Genomic DNA, 19,881 nt, shown 5'->3' with positions numbered 1-19,881 from the left:
GATTGATCTGATTTGTGGATCATTCTATCCATAGAATCGACTTCTTCAATCAAAGCAAGTTCTCTACACTGCCGGGATTCGTCGCCCCGCCATCAGGATTTGTAGCGATGGCGAGTGCGCGCCACGTCGCATCCCTGGGAGAACCTATGCCGAACCCGACCGCACCGGTCATCCTGAGCCGCCCCGGCGCCGCGCATGCGGTGGTGGTGGGCGGCGGCACCATGGGCGCCGATGTTGCCGTGGTGCTGACCCGCGCGCTGTGCCGTACCACCGTGGTCGAGCCCGATGCCGGCCGCGCCGGCGCCATGCCCGGGCGCGTGCGCGGCAACCTGGCCGCGATCGGCCGTGAACAAGGCGCGGAGCGCCTGGCGGTGGCCGCGACGCTGGATGCGGTGGACTGGTCCACCGTGGACCTGGTGATCGAGTGCATCCCGGAACAGCTGGACCTGAAGCAGGCACTCTTTGCCGAGCTGGTGCGGCGCGCGCGGCCCGATACGGTGCTGGCCAGCAACAGCTCCAGCTTCCCGATCAGCGCCATCGGCGCGGGACTCGACTCGCGTGCGCGCATGCTCGGCCTGCACTTCTTCATGCCGGCGCACCTGGTGCCGCTGGTGGAAGTGGTGATGGGCGATGACAGCGACGAGGCCTGTGCCGACGCGCTGATCGCCTTCATGCGCCGCTGCGCGATGGTGCCGGTCAAGGTGCGCAAGGACCTGCCGGGCTTTCTTGCCAACCGGCTGCAGCATGCGCTGTCGCGCGAGGCATTCAGCCTGATCGACCGCGGCATTGCCTCGCCCGAGGATGTCGATGCGGCGGTGCGCTTCGGCTTTGGCTTTCGCTTCCTGGCGGCCGGGCCGGTGCTGCAGCGTGACCACGCGGGCATCGACGTGCACGCGGCCGCCGGCGCCACCATGTACCCGACCTTCTGCAACGACGACCATCCGGCGCGCTGCCTGTCCGAGCGCGCCGCCGACGGCCGCCACGGCATGAAGCGCGGCGAAGGCTTCTACCAGTGGACCCCCGAAACCATTGCCGCCGAGCGCGCACGCTATGACAGCCTGCTGCGCGCCGGCCTGGCGCTGATCGCGCCTGAACTGCCCGAGATCGAGCCATGACCCGGACCCCTTCCCAAGCCCCCGTAGCCGCGGCCCGCGTGCCGCTGGCCGATGCGCCGCTGATCGTCACCGTGGCGCCCAACGGCGCCTACAAGCGCGCCAGCGACCATCCGGCGGTGCCGCTGACCGCCGCCGCACTGGCCGCTGAAGCGCGCGCCTGCCTGGATGCCGGCGCGGCCATGATGCACATGCATGTGCGCGATGCCGAAGGCCGCCACTCGCTCGACGTGCAGGCCTACCGCGACGCGCTGGCCGCGGTGAAGCAGGCCGTGGGCGAAGCGTTGCTGGTGCAGGTGACGAGCGAGGCCGCGGGCGTCTACCAGGCCGCGGAGCAGATGGCGATGGTGCGTGAGCTGCGGCCCGAAGCCGTTTCGGTGGGCCTGCGCGAAGTCGCCGTGCCGGACATCCCGGACAGCGAACTGGCGGCGTTCTTCGCCTGGCTGGCGCGTGAGCGCGTGATGACGCAGGTGATCCTGTATGACGTGGCCGATGTGCGGCGCTGGCAGTCGATGCGCGAGCGCGGCATGGTGCCGCCGGGCGCATGGTCGGTGCTGTACGTGCTGGGGCGCTATGCCGCCGGGCAGGTGTCGTCGCCGCACGACCTGCTGCCGTTCCTGCAGGCCGCGGGCGAGTCCGGCGACGCGTTGCCGTGGGCGATCTGCGCCTTCGGCCGCGAAGAGAATGCCTGCGTGACCGCGGCCGCCGCATTTGGCGGCCATGTGCGGGTGGGATTCGAGAACAACCTGCTGCTGCGCGACGGCAGCCGCGCACCCGGCAACCATGCGCTGGTGGCGCAGGCGGTGCAAGGCGGCCTGACGCTGGGCCGGCCGATTGCCGACGCCGCCGATGCGCGCCGCATCTACGGCGAGGTGCGCTGAGGCGCTGCCCGGCCGGCTACCGTCACGCGCCGTCGCTGAAGCTGTCGCGCGGGCCGTTGGGGTTATGCGCGCCGTCGGTAAAGGTGCTGCGCGGGCCCGTTGCGGCGTTCGCACCGTCCGTGAACGCGCTGCGGGTGCCGGTGGCGCTGTGCGCCCCGTCGCTGAACGGATCGGCACTGCGCGGTGCAGCCTGCGCAGTGCCGACCACGGCAGCAATAAGGGCGGTGGCCACAAAGACTTGCCTGAGTGCTTGCATGAGTCGCTTCTCCGTAAGGGTGCCGGCCCGAAATGGGCGGCGGTGAAGCAAGTCTAGACAGCGCGTGCCCACACGAGCATGACCGGCACATGACATTGCTGTCACTCGGCAGCGGACGAGCGCGGCAAGCGCACGGCAATTGGCCGCGCGCCCACGACGGAAACGCAGCAGCGCCGGGCAAAGGCTGTAGAATCACGGCTATCCGACTGGCCTGCGGTTCCATCGCCGGTTTTTCATTGCCCGCGGAAATGCAGCGGGCCTCTCACGAGAGTCATGTCCGAGTCTGATTCAGCCAAACTCGCTGCGGTGGCGTGGATCCGCGAGCAAATGGACCGTCATGCCCTGACGTTCGACGATCTTGTCGCCGCCGGGTGCTTTGATCATGTTGCCATCGACGCCGGGCCTGAGCCGGCGCCTGACGCCGCGCCAGCCGTGGCCCAGCTTATCCCGCAGGCCGCCCCCAAGGCTGCCGCTGCGCGCCCGCTATACCGCAATGCGCTCGGCCAGAGCTGGGACGGGCAGGGCGAGTATCCGGACTGGCTGCAGCGGGCCGTGAACGCCGGGCAGTCGATCGAATTCTTCCGCGTCGAATAAAACGCGCAGGCTAAGACGCGCAGGCGGGACAATCCGCCGCGCCTTGCCGGCGCCAGGGGTATTCCGCAAAACGGAAGGGAAGCGATGCGGGCGCTGTGCCCGCTACGACGCGCTCAGCAGCGTGCGGGCAGCAGGCGTTCCAGCGGCTGGGTGCCGGTGAACACCGCCGGCGTGGCCATTGGTGCCGCGTGCGCCCAATGCACCAGCACCTCCGCAGGCAGTTCGCGCAGCACGCCGGACGCGGCCGATGGCTGCGTCTCCAGCGGCGTGGCGCCGTGGTCGGTCGCCTGCGGCGCATCGGAATCGTGCAGCTGCAGCGGATGGCCGCTGCCGGAAGGCTCGGCCATCACCTGGACCGCGCTGCCGCGGCAGGTGCCCGGGCCGGTGCCGTCCAGTGCCGCTTCCGCCTCCATTTTTGCGGCCGCATGCCGTTCCGGCAGCGACAGCCCGGCTGCCTGTACCGCGCTGCATACCGTGGCCGTTGCCGCTGCAGCGCCGGAGACGGGCAGCGCAAGCATGGCGAGGGACAGCAGCAGGCAATTCGGCAGGCGTTTCATCGGCGGGGGGCGGGCAGAATGGGGGAAAGGGTGGCGCAAACCGGCACGACGCCGGTGATGATCGCGCATTTTACCGGGGTTTTCGCCTGCATTGCCCTGGCATGGCGATGACATTTGTGAAATCTTTGCCCATTGGCGCTCATCCTCGGCTAGCGTTACGCCATGGCGGCGCTGGTGCCGCCCGGAAAGTGATCGAATCATGCGTATCCTGATTGTCGAGGACGAACCCAAGGCGGGCGACTACCTGCACAAGGGCCTGACCGAATCCGGCTTCGTGGTGGACCTGGCGCGCGACGGCGCGGATGGCCTGGCCCATGCGCGCGAGCATCCCTATGACCTGATCGTGCTGGACGTGATGCTGCCCGGCCTGGATGGCTGGCAGGTGCTGCGCGAGCTGCGCCGCGAGCGCGATACCCCGGTGCTGTTCCTGACCGCGCGCGACGAGCTGTCCGACCGCCTCAAGGGGCTGGAGCTCGGCGCCGACGACTATATGGTCAAGCCCTTTGCCTTTGCCGAGCTGGTGCTGCGCATCCGCACCATCCTGCGGCGCGGCCCGCTGCGCGAGAGCGAGTTCATCGAAGTGGCCGACCTGCAGATCGACGCCATCCGCCGCCGCGTGGTGCGCGCCGGCCAGAAGATCGACCTGACCTCCAAGGAGTTCGCACTGCTGTACCTGCTCGCGCGCCGGCGCGGCGAGGTGCTGTCGCGCTCGCTGATCGCCTCGCAGGTGTGGGACGTCAACTTCGACAGCAATACCAATGTGGTCGATGTCTCGATCCGGCGCCTGCGCGCCAAGGTCGACGATCCCTTCCCGCATAAGCTGATCCACACGCGGCGCGGCATGGGCTACGTGCTGGACGACAGCGAGGACCGGGACCAGGACGCATGATGCGGCTGCCGTCTTCGCTTACCACGCGGCTGGCGCTGGCGTACGGGCTGGCCACGGCGGTGATTCTCGCCAGCGTGGCGGCCTACCTGTCCGGGGCGCTGTCGGCGCAGCTGGAGGGGCGCGATGAAAGCGAGCTGGTCGGCGAGGTGCTGCTGGTGCGCCACCTGCTGCGCGAGGTGCGCAGCGAGGCCGAGATACGCGCCGATACCCACCGTTTTGCCGATATTGCGATGGGCCACGAGGGGCTGATCCTGGTGGTGCGCTCACGCCAGGGCGAGCCGCTGGTCACGCTCAATCCGCGCAATGAATCGGTGCCGCCGCTGCGCGTGCTGCCCGCCACCACGCAGCCAGAGAAGAGCATGTTGCAGACCTGGTACCCCAAGAATGGCGTGCCCTCGCGCGGCATTGCGGCGTTGGGCCAGCTGGGGGATTCGGACAAGGCCGTGGAGATCGTGGTGCTGCGCGATGCCGGCTACCGCGTGGCGCTGAGCCGCGACTACCGCCACCAGGTCCTGTGGGCCACCCTGTGCGGCGCTGCCGTGGCGGCGGGCCTGGGCTTCGTGCTGGCGCGGCGCGGGCTGCGGCCGTTGCGGCGCATGGCCGCCGATGCCGCCGCGGTCACCACCAGTCGCCTTGCCACGCGGCTTGACGTGGGCAGCGCGCCGGCCGAGCTGCGCGAGCTGGCGGCGGCCCTCAACGACATGCTGGCGCGGCTGCAGGACAGTTTCTCGCGGCTGTCCGAGTTCTCGGCGGACCTGGCGCATGATTTCCGCACGCCGATCAGCAACCTGATCGGCCAGACCCAGGTCACGCTGGCGCAGAGCCGCGGCGTGGCCGAGTATGAGGCGCTGCTCGAATCCAACCTGGAAGAGTACGAGCGCCTGGCGCGCATGATCGAGAACATGCTGTTCCTGGCGCGCGCCGACCATGCGCAGGTGGCGCTGGGCATCCGCACGCTGGACGCGCGCGAAGAACTGGACAAGATGGCCGAGTACTTCGAGGCCGTGGCCGCCGACCGCGAGGTCGCGCTGACGGTGACCGGTACGGCAATGGTGCAGGCCGACCAGACGCTGCTGCGCCGCGCGGTCACCAACCTGCTCGACAATGCGCTGCGCCATGCGCCGGCGGGCAGCACGGTGCGGCTCGACGTGGAGCGCGCCCCGGCCCCGGTCAGCGGCACGGCCTGCATCCGCGTGACCAATGCCGGGCCGGCGATCCCGCCCGAGACCTTGCCGCATATCTTCGGGCGCTTCTACCGGGCCGATCCGTCGCGCCGCAACTCGGCGGCGTCGACCGGGCTGGGGCTGGCCATCGTCGACACCATCATGCGGCTGCATGGCGGCAGCGTGACGGTGCGCAGCGTTGAAGGCGAAACGATGTTCTCGCTGCAATTTCCCGCCGAGGCATTGGCCACTGCCGCGCCGCCCGCGCCGGCCCCCGCCGCGGTCTCCTGAATCCGGCTGGGCGCTTGCACCGGACCGGCACGCGCGCATAATGGCGCGCGGGCGAACAGCCAATGCCATGCAGCCCGATCGACCATTCACAAGGAGAGCGATATGCAGGTGCAACCCTATCTGGATTTTGGCGGCCGTTTCGATGAGGCCGTGGCCTTCTACGGCAAGGTGCTGGGCGCGCAGGTCACGTTCGCGATGCGCTACAAGGATGCCCCGCCTAGCCCCGGCATGGAGGTTCCCGATGACTGGAAGGACAAGGTGATGCACGCCAATATCCAGTTCGGCGAGAACCAGGTGATGGCGTCCGACGGCCGGCGCGGGGAGCGCCCGGCGTTCAGCGGCTTCAGCCTGTCGGTGGGGGCGGTCAGCAAGGACGAGGGCCAGCGCATCTTCGACGGCCTGAGCGAAGACGGCCAGGTGGTGGTGCCGTACCAGAAGACCTTCTGGGCCGAAGGCTTCGGCATGCTGGTGGACCGCTTCGGCATGTCCTGGATGGTCAACTGCGAGCACTGACGTGCCGCTGCGGCATGGTGCGCAGTCGCTGCCATGCCGCTTGACTCTGTAGTCGCTACAGGGTCTTCAATGTCATCAGGTTAAACCAGCGGGAACAACAAGATATGGCTCGCACGTCACCTGAGGACGCACTCCCTCAAGATCACGCTGCCCACGCGCATGATGGCGCCGCCCACCGGCATGGCGGGCATGATCACGACCATCGCCACGACCACGATCATGACCATCATGGGCATGGCCATGCCGAGGCCCGGCAGGCACCGGCGGCTTCCGCCTGCTGCGGCGGCGGCTGCTCGTCCACGGTTGCGCTGACGCCCGCCGCACCGGTCGACATCCCCGCCGGCGCGCAGACCGCTGCGTGGCGCATCGACGCGATGGACTGCCCGACCGAGGAAACGCTGATCCGCAACAAGCTGGGCGGCATGGCCGGCGTGGCGGCGCTGGAGTTCAACCTGATCCAGCGGGTGCTGACGGTGCATCACACCTTGCCGTCGGCGGAGCCGGTGGCCAGGGCGATCGAGAGCCTGGGCATGCAGCCGGTGCCGCTGAGCACCGAGGCCGCGCAGCAAGTCTTGCCGCAAACCACGGCAAGCAAGCCCTGGTGGCCGCTGGCGCTGGCCGGCGTGGCCGCCTTGGGTGCCGAAGCGGCGGAGTGGCTGGGCCTGGGCTTGCCGTGGCTGCCCGCCGTGCTGGCGCTGGCGGCGGTGGCGCTGGGCGGGCTGACCACCTACCGCAAGGGCTGGATCGCGCTGCGCAATGGCAACCTGAACATCAATGCGCTGATGAGCATTGCCGTCACCGGCGCACTGCTGTTGCGCCAGTGGCCGGAAGCGGCCATGGTGATGGTGCTGTTCGCGCTGGCCGAGCGCATCGAGGCAGCCTCGCTGGACCGGGCGCGCAATGCGATCCGCGGCTTGATGGCGATGGCGCCGGAACAGGCCACGGTGCAGCGCGCCGATGGCAGCTGGGAGACCGTGCCTGCCGCCGGCGTCGCCGTGGGCGCGCTGGTGCGGCTGCGGCCAGGCGAGCGCGTCGCGCTCGACGGCAAGGTCGTGCGCGGCCAGTCGGCGCTGGACCAGGCGCCCATCACCGGCGAAAGCGTGCCGGTCGACAAGGCCGAGGGCGATGCGCTGTTCGCCGGCTCGATCAACCAGTCCGGCGAGCTGGAGTACACCGTGACGGCGCCCGCCAGCGATTCCACGCTGGCCCGCATCATCCACGCGGTCGAGGCTGCGCAGGGCAGCCGTGCGCCCACGCAGCGCTTTGTCGACCAGTTCGCGCGCATCTACACGCCCACGGTGTTCGCGATTGCGCTGGCGGTTGCGGTGGTGCCGCCGCTGGTCATGGGCGGCGCCTGGGTCGACTGGATCTACAAGGCGCTGGTGCTGCTGGTGATCGCCTGCCCCTGCGCGCTGGTAATCTCCACGCCGGTGACCATCGTCAGCGGGCTGGCCGCGGCCGCGCGCCGCGGCATCCTGGTCAAGGGCGGGGTGTACCTGGAGCAGGGCCGGCACCTGGCCTGGGTGGCGCTGGACAAGACCGGCACGATCACGCACGGCAAGCCCGCGCAGACCAACCATGCGCTGCTGGCCGAGGACGCGCCGCAGGCGCGCGCCATTGCCGCCAGCCTGGCGGCGCGCTCGGACCACCCGGTTTCGCGGGCGGTGGCCACGGCGGCCGCGGCCGACGGGATCGGCACGCTGCCGGTGGACGACTTCGAGGCGCTGGCGGGGCGCGGCACGCGCGGCAAGGTGCAGGGCGTGGCGTACTGCCTGGGCAACCATCGCCTGGTGCATGAGATGGGCGCCTGCTCGCCGGCGCTGGAGGCGCGGCTCGAAGCGCTTGAGCGCGAGGGCAAGACCGTGGTGCTGCTGGCGCGCGTCGACGGCCACGGCGCCGCCACGGCGCTGGCGCTGTTCGCGGTGGCGGATACCGTGCGCGACACCAGCCGGCAGGCGATTGCCGAACTGCATGAACTGGGCGTCAGGACGCTGATGCTGTCGGGCGACAATCCACACACGGCGCAAGCCATTGCGGCGCAGGTCGGCATCGATGAGGCGCGCGGCAACCAGTTGCCGCAGGACAAGGCCGACGGCATCGCGGCGCTTGCCGGCGCCGCCCACGCGCGCGGCGGCCGCATCGGCATGGTGGGCGACGGCATTAACGACGCGCCGGCGCTGGCGCGTGCCGATATCGGCTTCGCCATGGGCGCAGCCGGCACCGACACCGCAATCGAGACCGCCGACGTGGCGCTGATGGACGATGACCTGCGCAAGATCCCGGCCTTTGTGCGCCTGTCGCGCCGCACCTCAGGCATCCTCACGCAGAACATCGCGCTGGCGCTCGGCATCAAGGCCGTGTTCCTGGTGCTGACGGTGCTGGGGATGGGGACGATGTGGATGGCGGTGTTCGCCGATATGGGCGCGAGCCTGCTGGTGGTGTTCAACGGGCTGCGCGTGGGGGCGGAGCGGCGCGGCTAGCGCTTGCCGGCAAACGAGAAGTCACGCGGTCAGCCCTGCGGCTGCACGATCAACTCCCCGCTGCGCCCCGGGATCTCTCCCCACGTTACCGGCAACTCCGGCAATCCCTGCCGATTCAGCCCGCGATACCACGTCGCCATCGACACCAGCTCGTGCCCCTGCGCACGCCATCCGGCCAGCAGCCGCTCGAACACCGGCGCCAGCTTGCCGCCTTCCAGCTCGGTATGCAGCGTGAAGACATGGTCGCGCGTGCCTTCGGTCAGCTTCAGCAGCGCGGTGTGGACGTTGTCTTCGGTCAGGTCGTCGGTGCCGATCAGTTCATCCAGCGTGGGCAGCGTGGTCGGCATCTGCACGTGCCGGCAGGGCACGCCGTCGATCGTCGGAACATAAGGCGCGGTGCCGCGTCCATCCGACGCGTACGCCATGCCCCAGTCATCGATCTGGCGGAACGCATCCTCGTTCATCTGCCAGCCGGCTGCGCCGTGCGTGGCCGGCGCTTCGCCGAAGATCTCGGTGTAGCGCGCGAACGCCTGCTGCATCTGCCGGCGCGTCCAGGCAGCATCGCGCTCGCGCACGTTGTCCTGCCAGTAGACGTGGTCCCAGGTGTGGATGCCACACTCATGGCCGGCAGCGCGCGCCGCGCGCATCTCGGCGGCGCCCTTGCGGCCGATGTCCGGCCCCGGCAGCAGCACGCCATACATCAGCGTGCGCAGGCCATAGTTGGACACCACCGAGGTGCGCGACACCTTCTTCAGGAAGCCGGGCCGGAATACGCGCCGCAGCGCCCAGCCGGTATGGTCGGGGCCGAGGCTGAACAGGAAGGTTGCCTGCGCTTGCGCAGCCGCCAGCATCGACAGCAGCTTCGGCACGCCTTCGCGCGTGCCGCGCAGCGTGTCGACGTCGACCTTCAGGGCAATGCGTGCCATTTGCGTTGCGCGCTCAGTTGGCCGAATCGACCAGCGTGCGGGCCTCGACCACCTTGCCGCGGTACGCCTCGAAGATGCGGCGCAGCGCCGCTTCCATGCTGATCCCGGGCTTCCAGCCCAGCTCTTCGATGGTGTTGTCGATCCTGGGCACGCGATGCTGCACGTCCTGGTAGCCCTTGCCGTAGAAGTCGCCCGAGGAGGTCTCGATGATCTGCGTCTTGCGCGCTTCCTCCGCGTATTCCGGATAGTCCGCCGCCATCTTCAGCATCATCTCGGCCAGCTCGCGCACCGAGTGGATATTGCCCGGGTTGCCGATGTTGTAGATCTTGCCGCTGGCCACGCCGTTTGGATTCTCGATGATGCGCATCAGCGCGTCGATGCCGTCGGCGATATCGGCAAAGGCGCGCTGCTGGGCGCCGCCGTCGACCAGCTTGATCGGCTCGCCGCGCACGATATGGCCGAGGAACTGCGTCACCACGCGCGACGAGCCTTCCTTCGATTCGAAGATCGAATCCAGCCCCGCGCCAATCCAGTTGAATGGACGGAACAGGGTGTAGTTCAGGCCTTGCTCCATGCCGTAGGCGTGGATCACGCGGTCCATCAGCTGCTTGGAGCAGGCATAGATCCAGCGCGGCTTGTTGATCGGGCCGTAGACCAGCGGCGAGGCCTCGGGGTCGAACTCTTCATCGCTGCACATACCGTAGACCTCGGAGGTCGACGGGAACACCAGGTGCTTGCCGTACTTGACCGCGGCGCGCACGATCGGCAGGTTGGCCTCGAAGTCCAGCTCGAACACGCGCAGCGGCTGGCGCACGTAGGTGGCCGGGGTGGCGATGGCCACCAGCGGCAGCACCACATCGCACTTGCGGATGTTGTACTCGATCCACTCCTTGTTGATGGTGATGTCACCCTCGAAGAAGTGCATGCGCGGGTGGTCGACGAGGTCGCCGAGGCGGTCCGACGACATGTCCATGCCGTAGACCTCCCACGGCGTGGTTTCCAGGATGCGGCGCGTCAGGTGATGGCCGATGAAGCCGTTGACGCCAAGAATCAGGACCTTTTTCATCGGCTTTCCTCGTTGGATGATTCGGTATGGATAAGTTTGGCGAAGGCTTGCGGCGTGAGTGCCGAGCCATCCTGTGCCAGCAATCGGGTGACCATGACCAGGCCGCCGTCGCCGCACAGGCCGATGATCTGGCCGTCATGCACATGCAGGCCGGGCGCCGTGCCGGCGGGCAGCGCCAGCGCAAGCTCCGGCAGCGGCCGGCGCGCCTGCGCCACAATGAAGCGGTGCCCGGCAAGGTCGGTAAAGGCGCCGGGATAGGGCGGCGCGACGGCGCGCACGAGGTTGTAGACCTCGGCGGCCGGGCGGCTCCAGTCGATGCGGCCGTCTTCCGGCTTGCGCCCGGAGAAGTAGCTGCCCTCGGCCAGCCGGTTGGGGTGTTGCGGCGCGTGCCCGGCGATCATCGCGGGCAGGACGCGCCACAACGTCTGTTCGGCGGCGACGGTGACTTTCTCGAAGACTTCGCCCGCAGTGTCGTCCGGCAGGATCGGCACCGCGGTCTGGTCGACGATATAGCCCGCGTCAGGCCTGGCTTCCATGGCGTGCAGCGTGGCGCCGGTCTCGGTCTCGCCGTGCAGTACCGCCCAGTTCACCGGCACTCGGCCGCGGTACTTGGGCAGCAGCGAGCCGTGCATGTTGAAGGCGCCGCCGGGGGCCAGCGCCAGCACGCCCGCCGGGATCATGGCGCGGTAGTAGAACGAGAAGATGACGTCCGGGTGAGCGTCGCGCACGGCCTGGGCGATCGCGGGATCGGCAGGGTCCTCGCCATAGACGAAGGGGATGCCCAGCTCGGCGGCGGTGTCGGCCACGCGGCGGAACCAGATGTTCTCGTCGGGGCGGTCGCGGTGCGTGATCACCAGCGCGACCTCCACGCCGCGCGCATGCAGCACGCGCAGGCAGCGGTCGCCGACATTGTGGTAGCCGAAGACGACGGCGCGCATCATTGCTCCGCGCCAGCGGCAGCCGGCGTGACACGCCGGTCCGCTTCCAGCACGGCCTTGATGCGGTAGCGCGGGCGGTCCCGCACTTCCTGGTGGATGCGGCCGACGTACTCGCCCAGCAGGCCCACGCCGAACAGCAGGATGCCGATCAGGAAGAAGTTCATTGCGAACAGCGTGAACACACCCTGGACTTCCGAGCCGAGCACGAAGCGCCGCACCAGCAGCACCACGAACAGCACGCCCGAGAGCAGCGACAGGATCGTGCCGATCGCCGAGAACCACTGCAGCGGCACGATCGAAAAGCCGGTCACCAAGTCGAAGTTCAGGCGGATCAGCTGGTACAGCGAATACTTGGATTCGCCTGCGTGGCGCTGTTCGTGACCGACTTCGATTTCGACCGGATTGGAAGCAAAGGTGTAGGCCAGCGCGGGGATGAAGGTATTGACCTCGCGGCAGGCATTGATCGTGTCGACCACATTGCGGTCATAGGCGCGCAGCATGCAGCCCTGGTCCGTCATGCGGATCTTGGTGATGCGCTCGCGCAGCCGGTTCATCGCGCGCGAGGCATAGCGGCGGAACGCGGTGTCGTTGCGCTGGCGGCGGATGGTGCCGACGTAGTCGTGGCCGGCGCGCATGGCTTCGACCAGGCGCGGGATTTCTTCCGGCGGGTTCTGCAGGTCGGCGTCCAGCGTGATCACGATCTTGCCGCGGGTCTGCTCGAAGCCCGCCAGGATCGCCATATGCTGGCCGAAATTGCCGGCGAACAGCACCACCCGGGTCACATCCGGGCGCTTGTGGAACTGCGCCGCCAGCAGCTGCGCCGAGCGGTCGACGCTGCCGTCGTTGATGAAGATGATCTCGTACGACTCGCCAAGGCCATCCAGCGCCGGATAGAGGCGGTCGAACAGGGCTTGCAGCCCGTCTTCTTCGTTGTAGACCGGAATGACGACCGAGACTTCGACCGGGCTCATTTGGAGAGACGTTTGCATGTTTCGCTGAGGATTGCACAGACCCGCTCCACATCGGTGGCTTGCATCGCGGGGAACAGCGGCAGCGTGACGATGCCGCGCCCGATGCGTTCGGCATGCGGCAGCATGCCTTCGCGCCAGCCGAGCGAGCGGTAGTAGGTAAAAAGATGAATGGGCGGGTAGTGCACGCCGGTGCCGATGCCGCGCTCGCGCATGGCCTCCATGACCTGCTGGCGCGCCCGGGCCGGGCCGCCTTGCAGGCGCTCGGTCGGCAGCACCACCTGGAACATGTGCCAGTTGGTGGTGGCATCGTGTGCATCCAGCGCTTGCGGCAGTTCGATGCCCAGCGCCTCCAGGCCACTGTCGGCGGCACAGCGGAAATACGTCTCGGCCAGCTCGGCGCGGCGCGCGGTGATGGCGTCGAGCTTGCCCAGCTGCGCCAGCCCGACCGCGGCGTTGACGTCGGTCAGGTTGAACTTGCCGCCGGGCTCTTCGACATCCATGCCGTCCATGCCGGTGCGGATCACACCCTGCAGCCGCAGGCGCTCGGCGCGCACGGCTTCTTCGGGTGTGTTCATCACCAGGCAGCCGCCTTCGATGGTGGTGATGTTCTTGTTGGCCTGGAAGCTGAAGCTGACCAGGTCGCCAAGGGCGCCGATGCGCTGGCCGCGCCAGCGCGAGTCGATTGCCTGCGCGGCATCCTCGATCACGCGCAGCCCGTGCCTGCTGGCAATGGCGTACAGGCGGTCCATGTCCACCGGCAGCCCCGACAGGTACACCGGCATGATGGCGCGCGTGCGCGGCGTGATCGCGGCCTCGACGGCATCCAGGTCGAGATTGCGCGTGCGCGGGTCGATATCGACGAACACCGGCCGCGCGCCTACTGCCAGCACCACGTTGGCGGTGGCGACCCAGGTGACCGGCGTGGTGATGACCTCATCGCCCGGCCCGATATCGGCAATGCGCAGCGCGATCTCCATCGTGGCCGAGCCATTGGCGAAGGTGCGCACCGGGCGTCCGCCGAACAGGCCTGACAGCGCGGCCTCGAAGGCCTGCATCTTCGGGCCGGAGGTGATCCAGCCCGAGGCCAGCACCTTGCCGACTTCGGCAATGGCGGCGGCGTCGATGTCAGGCCGGACAAAAGGCAGGAACTCAGGGGCGGATGCGGTCATGGCAGGGCGAGGAAGTACGGTCGGTGTCGGAACTGGCGGCGTGCGCGCAGGCGCATCATGAGCGGGCGATCAGGAAGACGCCCGCCAGTATCAGCAGGATGCCGGCCACGCGCAAGGGGCCGATCATCTCGCCGAACAGCCACCAGGCGGCCAGTGCATTGACCACATAGCCGAGCGACAGCATCGGGTAGGCGATCGACACATCCACGCGCGACAGCCCCACGATCCATACCCCCACGCTGACCACGTACAGCGTCAGCCCGGCCAGCACCGGCCATTGGGTCAGCACGCGCAGCGCCGTCACCAGCAGCGTGCCGCGGTCCAGCGTGATCGCGCCGATGGCATTGACGCCGGCCTTGAGCAACAGTTGCGCAGCCGCATTGAGCAGCACGCCGGTCAGGATGAAAGCGAAGGTGGAGAGCGTCATGGCGCTGCGTAGTGCAGGAATTGCAGGAGTTGCAGGTTACTGTCCTGGGGGTTGCGTCTGCGGGCCATTGCCCGGCAGCGCGAAATTGGCGACCGCCACACGGCGGCGGTCACCGGCGATCCTGTGCATCGGCACGCCGCGCGCAGCCAGTGCGTCGTAGGTCGAGGGCAACATGATCGCTACCGCGCGCTTGCCGTCCTGCCAGCGCGCGATAAAGCCATCGATGGTCGGGATCCACTTCTGCGGTTCCTGGCCGATGCCGAATTCCAGCTCATCGGGATGCGCCACCATGATGGTGGTGCGGCGCAGGTAGAACGGCAGCGTGTGGTCGAGCATGCCCACACTGTACAGCGGCATGTCCGGCGTCAGCACGGCATTGATGGCGGGCACCAGGTCCGCGCCGGAACTGGGCCGGCCCATGGCTTCGTGACCGCGCAGCGCCACCGTGGAGCAGATGAACATCGCCAGCGCATAGGCCACCACGCTGGGAAACACCCCACGCGTGCGCAGCAGCCGGCGCGCCAGCAGTGCGCCGCCCAGCATCACCGCGAAGGCGATGCCGGTCCACACTGCGAATTCCCGATAGACCACATTGGGCGTGCTGGGCTTGTCCATCATGCCGACAAACGGGCACGCCAGCAGCCCGACCACGCCCAGGGCAATCATGGCATTGACCTGCCAGCGCCACGTGCGTTCCGTCAACGTGTCCAGCGCCACGCCTGCCAGCAGCGCCAGCGCCGGGAAGATCGGCACGATATAGCCGGGCAGCTTGGAGCCGGACAGGCTGAAAAAGACAAAGATCGCCACGGCCCACAGCGCCGCCAGCAGGGCGGGCTGGAATGGCCGCGGCGAGGTGCCGCGAGCGACGCCGGCGCGCTCGCGCACGGCCTTCCACATTTGCGGAACCAGGCCCAGCCAGGGCAGGAAGCCGGCCAGCAGCAGCGGCACGAAGAACCAGATCGCGCCTTCGCGCTGGTGCACGTTCGAGGTATAGCGTTGCCAGTGCTCGTGGATAAAGAAGAAATGCAGGAATTCCGGATTGCGTTCCGACACCAGCCAGAACCACGGCACCGTCACCACCAGCATGGCGACGATGCCGCCCGGCAGATGCAGGCGGCACCACAAGCGGAAGTCGCGTGTCACCAGCGTGTAGACCACCAGCACCAGCCCCGGCAGCGCCAGCCCGACCAGTCCCTTGACCAGCACCGCCACGCCCATCGCCGCCCAGCAGGCGAGCATCCAGTTGCGGCGTTCGGCGCGGGTGGCATCCGGGTGCTGCGCCAGCAGCATGAAGGCCAGCACGCACGCCATGGCGCCGGCCAGCGTCATGTCCAGCGAGTTGAAGTGGCCGGCGATATTCCACATCGGCGCGGAAACCAGCACCAGCCCCGTCAGCATCGCCACGCGCCGGCCGTACCAGCGTGCCGCGGCCAGCATCGACACGCCCAGCCCCAGGATGCCGGACAGGGCCACGCACAACCGCGCCTGCCAGTCGCCCACGCCAAACAGCGTGTAGGCCAGCGTGGTCACCCACAGGTGGAAGGGCGGCTTCTCGAAATACTTGAGTTCGTGGTAGCGGATCGTGACCCAGTCGCCGGTAGCGAACATTTCGCGGGCAATCTCGGCGTAGCGGCCTTCATCGGAGCGCAGCAGGTGACGCATGTCGAGGGTGCCGAACCAGACCAGCAGGATAAACAGGCTGGCCAGTGCGACCGCACTGGCGGTGGTGGCTCCAACGGACAGCGCGGCAGCCCGCGAGGTCGATGAACTACGCATAGATCTCCTGGAAAAGCGCGACGGATCGATGGTCCTGCGTGGGGCGCGCGGTGACGGGAAGCCATCACAACGCATGGCCTTGCCTGTTGGTGGACACCAGGGAGGCAAGTCGCCCGCGGCTGGCACGCTGGCATGCGCCTCGCACGCCGCTGCCGCCTCGGCACACGCGAGGCGGGCAATGGTAGCACGGTGGGCAGGCCGCCCCCGGCGGGTGCCGGAGACGGCCTGCGGGGCGCCGGATTGCCGCGGGGGAGAGAAAGTGCTGCTCAGGCCGGCTGCTGCCCGCTGCCCGCCGGCCACCGGCTGCCACAGGATCTGCGCGAAAAATTCGAGTTACACATGCAACAAAACGCGATAATTTCAGTGTCCAGGCGGTCGCCTGGCAGGCCGGGCGCAGGGTCAGGGGGCGCCTGGAAACTCTAGACGGGGATTCATGTGAAGAAAAAGGCGCAACGGGACCGGCTGGCAGGCCTGGTGGCGGGCGTGGCCATGGCGCTGGCGCAGCATGCCGGCGCCCAGGGTGCGGCGGCGCTGCCGGGCGCCGGTGCGGCGGTGGCGCAGGCTGCGGCAAGCCAGGCGCAGGCAGCGGCGGCGGCCGTGCTGTGCAGTGCCCCATGGTTCCGCTCCGGCTCGCATGTGCAGATGGAAGGCGACGGCGTGATGCCAATGTCGGTCAGCATGACCCTGCGCGATGTGGTGCGCAGTCCGACCGGCTGCCGCGCGCAACTGGAGATCAATTCCAAGACTGCCCTGTCGGCGCTGATGGGGCCGCCGGTGATTACCACCCAGGTGCATGAAGTGGTGATCGACCGCCGTTCGCCCGGCGGCCAGACCAGCATCGAAAGCCAGCATGCCGTCATCAACGCCCGCGCGCGCTACGCGCGCATGTACGGCGAGGCGGCTTTCCGCGGCATGGGCGTGTTCAACTACGCCGGGCTGGACCTGCGCGAGGGCACCACGCTGGAGGGCGAGACCTTTGAGTCGAGCGTCTCGCTGAAAGTCTACCCGCTGGGATCGGATGAAGTGGTCAGCAACATGCGGGCGCAGCATGCGTCGATCTATATCGGCTCGCGCCACGTCGGCAAGCGGCAGACAATCAATACTGTCCTGGGGCGCAAGGAATGCCTGCCGGTCACCTACGAGAAACGCACCTCGCTGGGGCCGGTGCTGGTTGGCGAAGAAGTGGTACAGGTTGAGCCGACCGTGATGCATGTCACCGACTGGTATTGCCCCGCCGACGCCTTCGTGCTGCGCACCGAAGTGCGCCAGGATGACAAGGTGCAGCGCGTGGATGTCACCGCGCTGGAGCGCGACACGCAAGCGCCATAGGCTTGTGCGCTGGGGCAGGAAGCAAAAAAACCCGCCAAGGCGGGTTTTTTTGCGTCAGGCGCTTGCGGCTCAGCTGGCAGCCGGCGCCGAGGCGGCCTTCTTCTTGCTCTTCTTCTTGGTGGACTTCTTGGCCGGCTTTTGCTCGGCGGCCGGCGCGGAAGCGTCGGTCAGGTCGCTGCGGGTGCTCTTGTTCGCGCCCTGGCTGTACGGGTCGAACTTGTCGCCGGCCTTGGCCCCCTGGCTGTACGGGTCAAACTTCTCACCCGACTTGGCGCCCTGGGAATACGGATCGAACTGCTTCTTGCCGCCGGTCTGTGCCTGCACGGCCAGCGAAGCGGCGCCAAGGCAGAGTGCGATCGCGGTCGCGACGAACTTGTTCATGGTTTCTCCTGAGAAATGCCGCCGTCGGGCGGTCGTGTATGTGGCCTGTCCCTTGCACGGGACGGCTTGGCCCAGTGTCGCCAACATCTCACGTCGCTGTCAACTTGGGGCTTGCCCCGGCGCCACGACCTCATGGAAACCCTGAATTGCGGCCCCAGCCCGATTGAGGTTCGCGACCGCTTGCCCGTTTCGTTTACTCCGTGACCGCGTCCGACGGGTGCTTCCAGGCCGCGCGCACCTCGCCGGACGGCGCCAGCGCCAGGTTGATGCCGCGGCTGCCGATGGGCTGCTGGAACCAGCGCTTCTGCAGCGCCGTGACCTCCGGGCCGGCAAAGGTGTTGGCCAGCGCCTGGTCGACCACGCGCCTGGCCCCCCCGCCGCTTCCATTCCGGATCGGCCTTGGACAGCATCAGCGCATTCTGCTCCACCGACAGCGCCGGGCCCACGATCACGTATTGCGACGGGTCCTTGGCGCGGGCGCGCAGGCCAGCCAGCAGCACATCGTCCATGACGAAGGCCTGGGCACGGCCGGATTCGAGCAGCAGGAACGATTCGCCATGGTCCTTGGCGTAGACGTCGTGGTAGCCGTACTGGGCCTTCATGCGGCGCACGTGGCGGTCGCCGGTCGATCCGGCGCTGGTGACCACGGTCTTGCCGCGCAGGTCGCCGAACGAGCGGATGCCGGAGTCGGCGCGCACCAGCATGCGCACGGTCGACACATAGTGCGAGACGCTGAACGCAACCTGCTTCTGGCGCTCAAGCGAATTGGTGTTGGGCGCGCAGTCCAGATCGACCAGCCCGTTGACCACGGCGGGAATGCGGTTCTGCGGCGTGAGCGGCATCCAGCGCACCTTCAGGTCTTTCAGGCCCAGTTGCTGGCGTGCTGCTTCGGCGGCGCGCAGGCAAAGGTCGACCGCATAGCCGGCCGGCTGGCCCTTGTCATCGGCAAACGAGAATGGCAGCGCCGACTCGCGGTAACCGAGCACGATGGTGCCGGATTCGCGGATCTTGTCGAGCACAGGGCTCTGGGTGCTGGCCAGTGCCGGCGTCAGCGCGGCCGCGGACATGGCGGCGAGGGCGACGGCGGCCAGCGAGCGGCGGGCGCGGAGGAGTCGGGCGGACAGGGCGGGCAGGGTGAAGGCAGGCATGCGGGGGAAACCGGAAAGCGGCCGGCAAAGGCAAAGACGAGAGGGTATACCCTTGGTTAGGGCGGGCGAAGGACATTGTTGTCATAAGCAAATTCCCTGCCCCGAAAGCCTTGCCTGGGCCATCTGGCAATCGTCTATGACTCGGACTCGGCAGTACCGTGCGGCTGGTCGAGAAGGACGGAACACCGGGATCGATCGAAAAATACGAATCGATCGTACGGTACCCAGCGCCTGATCCGTCGACGAGGTTCTGCCGTCGGCGGATTTCGTTGTGCTTTGCTGTCCGCTGAACAGTTCCACGCGAAATCTGATGGATGCACGACGACTCGCGTTGCTTCGGATGGACTCCGGCTCCTTCCGGCCCTTATCGTGGTGTTCTTGTCCAATGCGGCCTGAGGCCGACTTACTTGCTGCCGTCTCGCGTGTCGCCGCCGATCGCATCGACGATGATCATGGTCCGGTCGAGCACGCCGCGTTCGTCAAAGTAGGCACTGAAATGCGCTGGCATGTAGGCGCCCGCATAGAGCCGGTAAGACCAGGCCTCGCGCTTCATCAGCGGGTAGTACTCGATGGGCTCGCGCGGACGGCCAAAGCGCTCGGCAATATCCTGCTTGGTCCAGACCCCCGGGCGTGCCTCGTAGATTTCTTTCTCGGTCAGCATCTGCCGAAAGCTCGTAAGCTTGCCGTTGGCGTCAAAGTCTGCCGCGTAGACTTCGAAGCCGAGCGGCTGTTTCGAATAAATCCACCGAGTGGTGCCATCAGCGAGCTGGTAGGTTTCCGTGGGAGCGCCGAACGTATCGCGCACGGCATGCTGCGGGCCGCCGAGCATGCCCTCTGCGGTTTCCAGGGGCCGGAGAGTGGCACAGGCGCCCAGCACAAGGGCCGCCACTGTGACAGTCACGCAGGCGGGCAGGCGATAACGCATGATCGTTCTCCAGCGGGTCCGCGGTGTGTGCGCCGCGCCAGTTCAGCATAGCGCACGCAGAGTCCAATAGGATATGGTCATTCATCCTG

Annotated in this window: 19 protein-coding genes and 2 pseudogenes; 9 read left to right on the top strand and 12 right to left on the bottom strand. The window is 67.9% G+C overall.

Annotated features, from left to right (window positions below):
• Positions 1-146 precede the first annotated feature (146 nt).
• The gene (locus tag AC3WRI_RS03005; RefSeq protein WP_010810155.1) at positions 147-1,115 is read left to right on the top strand and encodes a 3-hydroxyacyl-CoA dehydrogenase family protein; all 969 of its coding nucleotides are present in this window, start codon (positions 147-149) and stop codon (positions 1,113-1,115) included.
• Positions 1,112-1,993 (top strand): beta-keto acid cleavage family enzyme, encoded by an 882-nt coding sequence (locus AC3WRI_RS03000; protein ID WP_439669169.1) that lies wholly within the window; start codon positions 1,112-1,114, stop codon positions 1,991-1,993. The genes AC3WRI_RS03005 and AC3WRI_RS03000 overlap by 4 nt, the downstream gene beginning before the upstream one ends.
• A 22-nt stretch (positions 1,994-2,015) precedes the next feature.
• Here AC3WRI_RS03000 and AC3WRI_RS02995 read toward each other — a convergent pair whose 3' ends face one another.
• Positions 2,016-2,249 (bottom strand): hypothetical protein, encoded by a 234-nt coding sequence (locus AC3WRI_RS02995; RefSeq protein WP_010810153.1) that lies wholly within the window; start codon positions 2,247-2,249, stop codon positions 2,016-2,018.
• 273 nt (positions 2,250-2,522) lie between these two features.
• On the opposite strand from AC3WRI_RS02995, the gene AC3WRI_RS02990 reads away from it, so the two are divergent.
• Positions 2,523-2,843, top strand: coding sequence for an H-NS family nucleoid-associated regulatory protein (locus AC3WRI_RS02990; protein ID WP_010810152.1), 321 nt, complete (start codon positions 2,523-2,525; stop codon positions 2,841-2,843).
• A gap of 113 nt (positions 2,844-2,956) precedes the next feature.
• Here the strand turns inward: AC3WRI_RS02990 and AC3WRI_RS02985 are convergent, their stop codons facing one another.
• Entirely contained in the window at positions 2,957-3,400 is a 444-nt protein-coding gene (locus AC3WRI_RS02985; protein WP_492292555.1) for a hypothetical protein, read from the bottom strand.
• Positions 3,401-3,599: 199 nt separating this feature from the next.
• Between AC3WRI_RS02985 and AC3WRI_RS02980 the strand changes: the two genes are divergently transcribed.
• The 4 genes from AC3WRI_RS02980 to AC3WRI_RS02965 all read left to right on the top strand — a co-directional run bounded on the left by AC3WRI_RS02980 (position 3,600) and on the right by AC3WRI_RS02965 (position 8,736).
• Positions 3,600-4,289: a heavy metal response regulator transcription factor gene (locus AC3WRI_RS02980; protein WP_010810150.1), complete on the top strand. Its 690-nt coding sequence runs from the start codon at positions 3,600-3,602 to the stop codon at positions 4,287-4,289.
• The gene (locus tag AC3WRI_RS02975; protein WP_492292554.1) at positions 4,286-5,743 is read left to right on the top strand and encodes a heavy metal sensor histidine kinase; all 1,458 of its coding nucleotides are present in this window, start codon (positions 4,286-4,288) and stop codon (positions 5,741-5,743) included. Before AC3WRI_RS02980 ends, AC3WRI_RS02975 begins: the two co-directional genes overlap by 4 nt.
• Before the next feature lie 102 nt (positions 5,744-5,845).
• Positions 5,846-6,256 carry a VOC family protein gene (locus AC3WRI_RS02970; RefSeq protein WP_010810148.1) on the top strand — a complete coding sequence of 137 codons (411 nt, stop codon included), beginning with the start codon at positions 5,846-5,848 and terminating at the stop codon, positions 6,254-6,256.
• Positions 6,257-6,360: 104 nt separating this feature from the next.
• A complete protein-coding gene (locus tag AC3WRI_RS02965) occupies positions 6,361-8,736 on the top strand; it encodes a heavy metal translocating P-type ATPase (protein ID WP_492292553.1) in 2,376 nt (791 codons plus the stop codon).
• A 29-nt stretch (positions 8,737-8,765) separates the two neighbouring features.
• On the opposite strand, the gene AC3WRI_RS02960 is transcribed toward AC3WRI_RS02965, so the two are convergent.
• Genes AC3WRI_RS02960 through AC3WRI_RS02930 form a run of 7 tightly spaced genes read right to left on the bottom strand, consistent with a single transcriptional unit; the run spans position 8,766 to position 16,009 of the window.
• On the bottom strand, positions 8,766-9,662 hold the full coding sequence (locus AC3WRI_RS02960; RefSeq protein ID WP_011617369.1) for a polysaccharide deacetylase family protein: 897 nt from the start codon (positions 9,660-9,662) through the stop codon (positions 8,766-8,768).
• A gap of 13 nt (positions 9,663-9,675) precedes the next feature.
• Positions 9,676-10,728, bottom strand: coding sequence for a bifunctional UDP-4-keto-pentose/UDP-xylose synthase (locus AC3WRI_RS02955; protein ID WP_011617368.1), 1,053 nt, complete (start codon positions 10,726-10,728; stop codon positions 9,676-9,678).
• Complete coding sequence (locus AC3WRI_RS02950) at positions 10,725-11,666, bottom strand: formyltransferase (protein ID WP_492292582.1); 942 nt, start codon at positions 11,664-11,666, stop codon at positions 10,725-10,727. Before AC3WRI_RS02950 ends, AC3WRI_RS02955 begins: the two co-directional genes overlap by 4 nt.
• Positions 11,666-12,655, bottom strand: a complete 990-nt coding sequence (locus tag AC3WRI_RS02945; protein WP_041688130.1) for a glycosyltransferase — start codon at positions 12,653-12,655, stop codon at positions 11,666-11,668. The genes AC3WRI_RS02950 and AC3WRI_RS02945 overlap by 1 nt, the downstream gene beginning before the upstream one ends.
• Positions 12,634-13,806: a DegT/DnrJ/EryC1/StrS family aminotransferase gene (locus AC3WRI_RS02940; protein ID WP_492292552.1), complete on the bottom strand. Its 1,173-nt coding sequence runs from the start codon at positions 13,804-13,806 to the stop codon at positions 12,634-12,636. The genes AC3WRI_RS02945 and AC3WRI_RS02940 overlap by 22 nt, the downstream gene beginning before the upstream one ends.
• Before the next feature lie 55 nt (positions 13,807-13,861).
• Positions 13,862-14,233: an EamA family transporter gene (locus AC3WRI_RS02935; RefSeq protein WP_011617364.1), complete on the bottom strand. Its 372-nt coding sequence runs from the start codon at positions 14,231-14,233 to the stop codon at positions 13,862-13,864.
• 36 nt (positions 14,234-14,269) lie between these two features.
• On the bottom strand, positions 14,270-16,009 hold the full coding sequence (locus AC3WRI_RS02930; RefSeq protein WP_492292551.1) for a glycosyltransferase family 39 protein: 1,740 nt from the start codon (positions 16,007-16,009) through the stop codon (positions 14,270-14,272).
• 435 nt (positions 16,010-16,444) lie between these two features.
• Between AC3WRI_RS02930 and AC3WRI_RS02925 the strand changes: the two genes are divergently transcribed.
• Positions 16,445-17,338, top strand: coding sequence for a hypothetical protein (locus AC3WRI_RS02925; RefSeq protein WP_011617362.1), 894 nt, complete (start codon positions 16,445-16,447; stop codon positions 17,336-17,338).
• Between the two features lie 69 nt (positions 17,339-17,407).
• Here the strand turns inward: AC3WRI_RS02925 and AC3WRI_RS02920 are convergent, their stop codons facing one another.
• Entirely contained in the window at positions 17,408-17,719 is a 312-nt protein-coding gene (locus tag AC3WRI_RS02920) for a hypothetical protein (RefSeq protein WP_011617361.1), read from the bottom strand.
• Between the two features lie 193 nt (positions 17,720-17,912).
• Positions 17,913-18,867 (bottom strand): annotated as a pseudogene (locus AC3WRI_RS02915) (amino acid ABC transporter substrate-binding protein).
• A gap of 247 nt (positions 18,868-19,114) precedes the next feature.
• Here AC3WRI_RS02915 and AC3WRI_RS02910 point away from each other — a divergent pair.
• A pseudogene (locus tag AC3WRI_RS02910) lies at positions 19,115-19,195 on the top strand (hypothetical protein); the annotation flags it as partial.
• A 75-nt stretch (positions 19,196-19,270) separates the two neighbouring features.
• On the opposite strand, the gene AC3WRI_RS02905 reads toward AC3WRI_RS02910, so the two are convergent.
• Positions 19,271-19,792 carry a hypothetical protein gene (locus tag AC3WRI_RS02905; protein WP_011617359.1) on the bottom strand — a complete coding sequence of 174 codons (522 nt, stop codon included), beginning with the start codon at positions 19,790-19,792 and terminating at the stop codon, positions 19,271-19,273.
• Positions 19,793-19,881 lie beyond the last annotated feature (89 nt).

It is taken from the genome of Cupriavidus sp. FW305-27, assembly GCF_058787995.1.
Note: the sequence above shows the minus strand (reverse complement) of the source record. Positions and strands in the feature narration are given on the sequence as shown.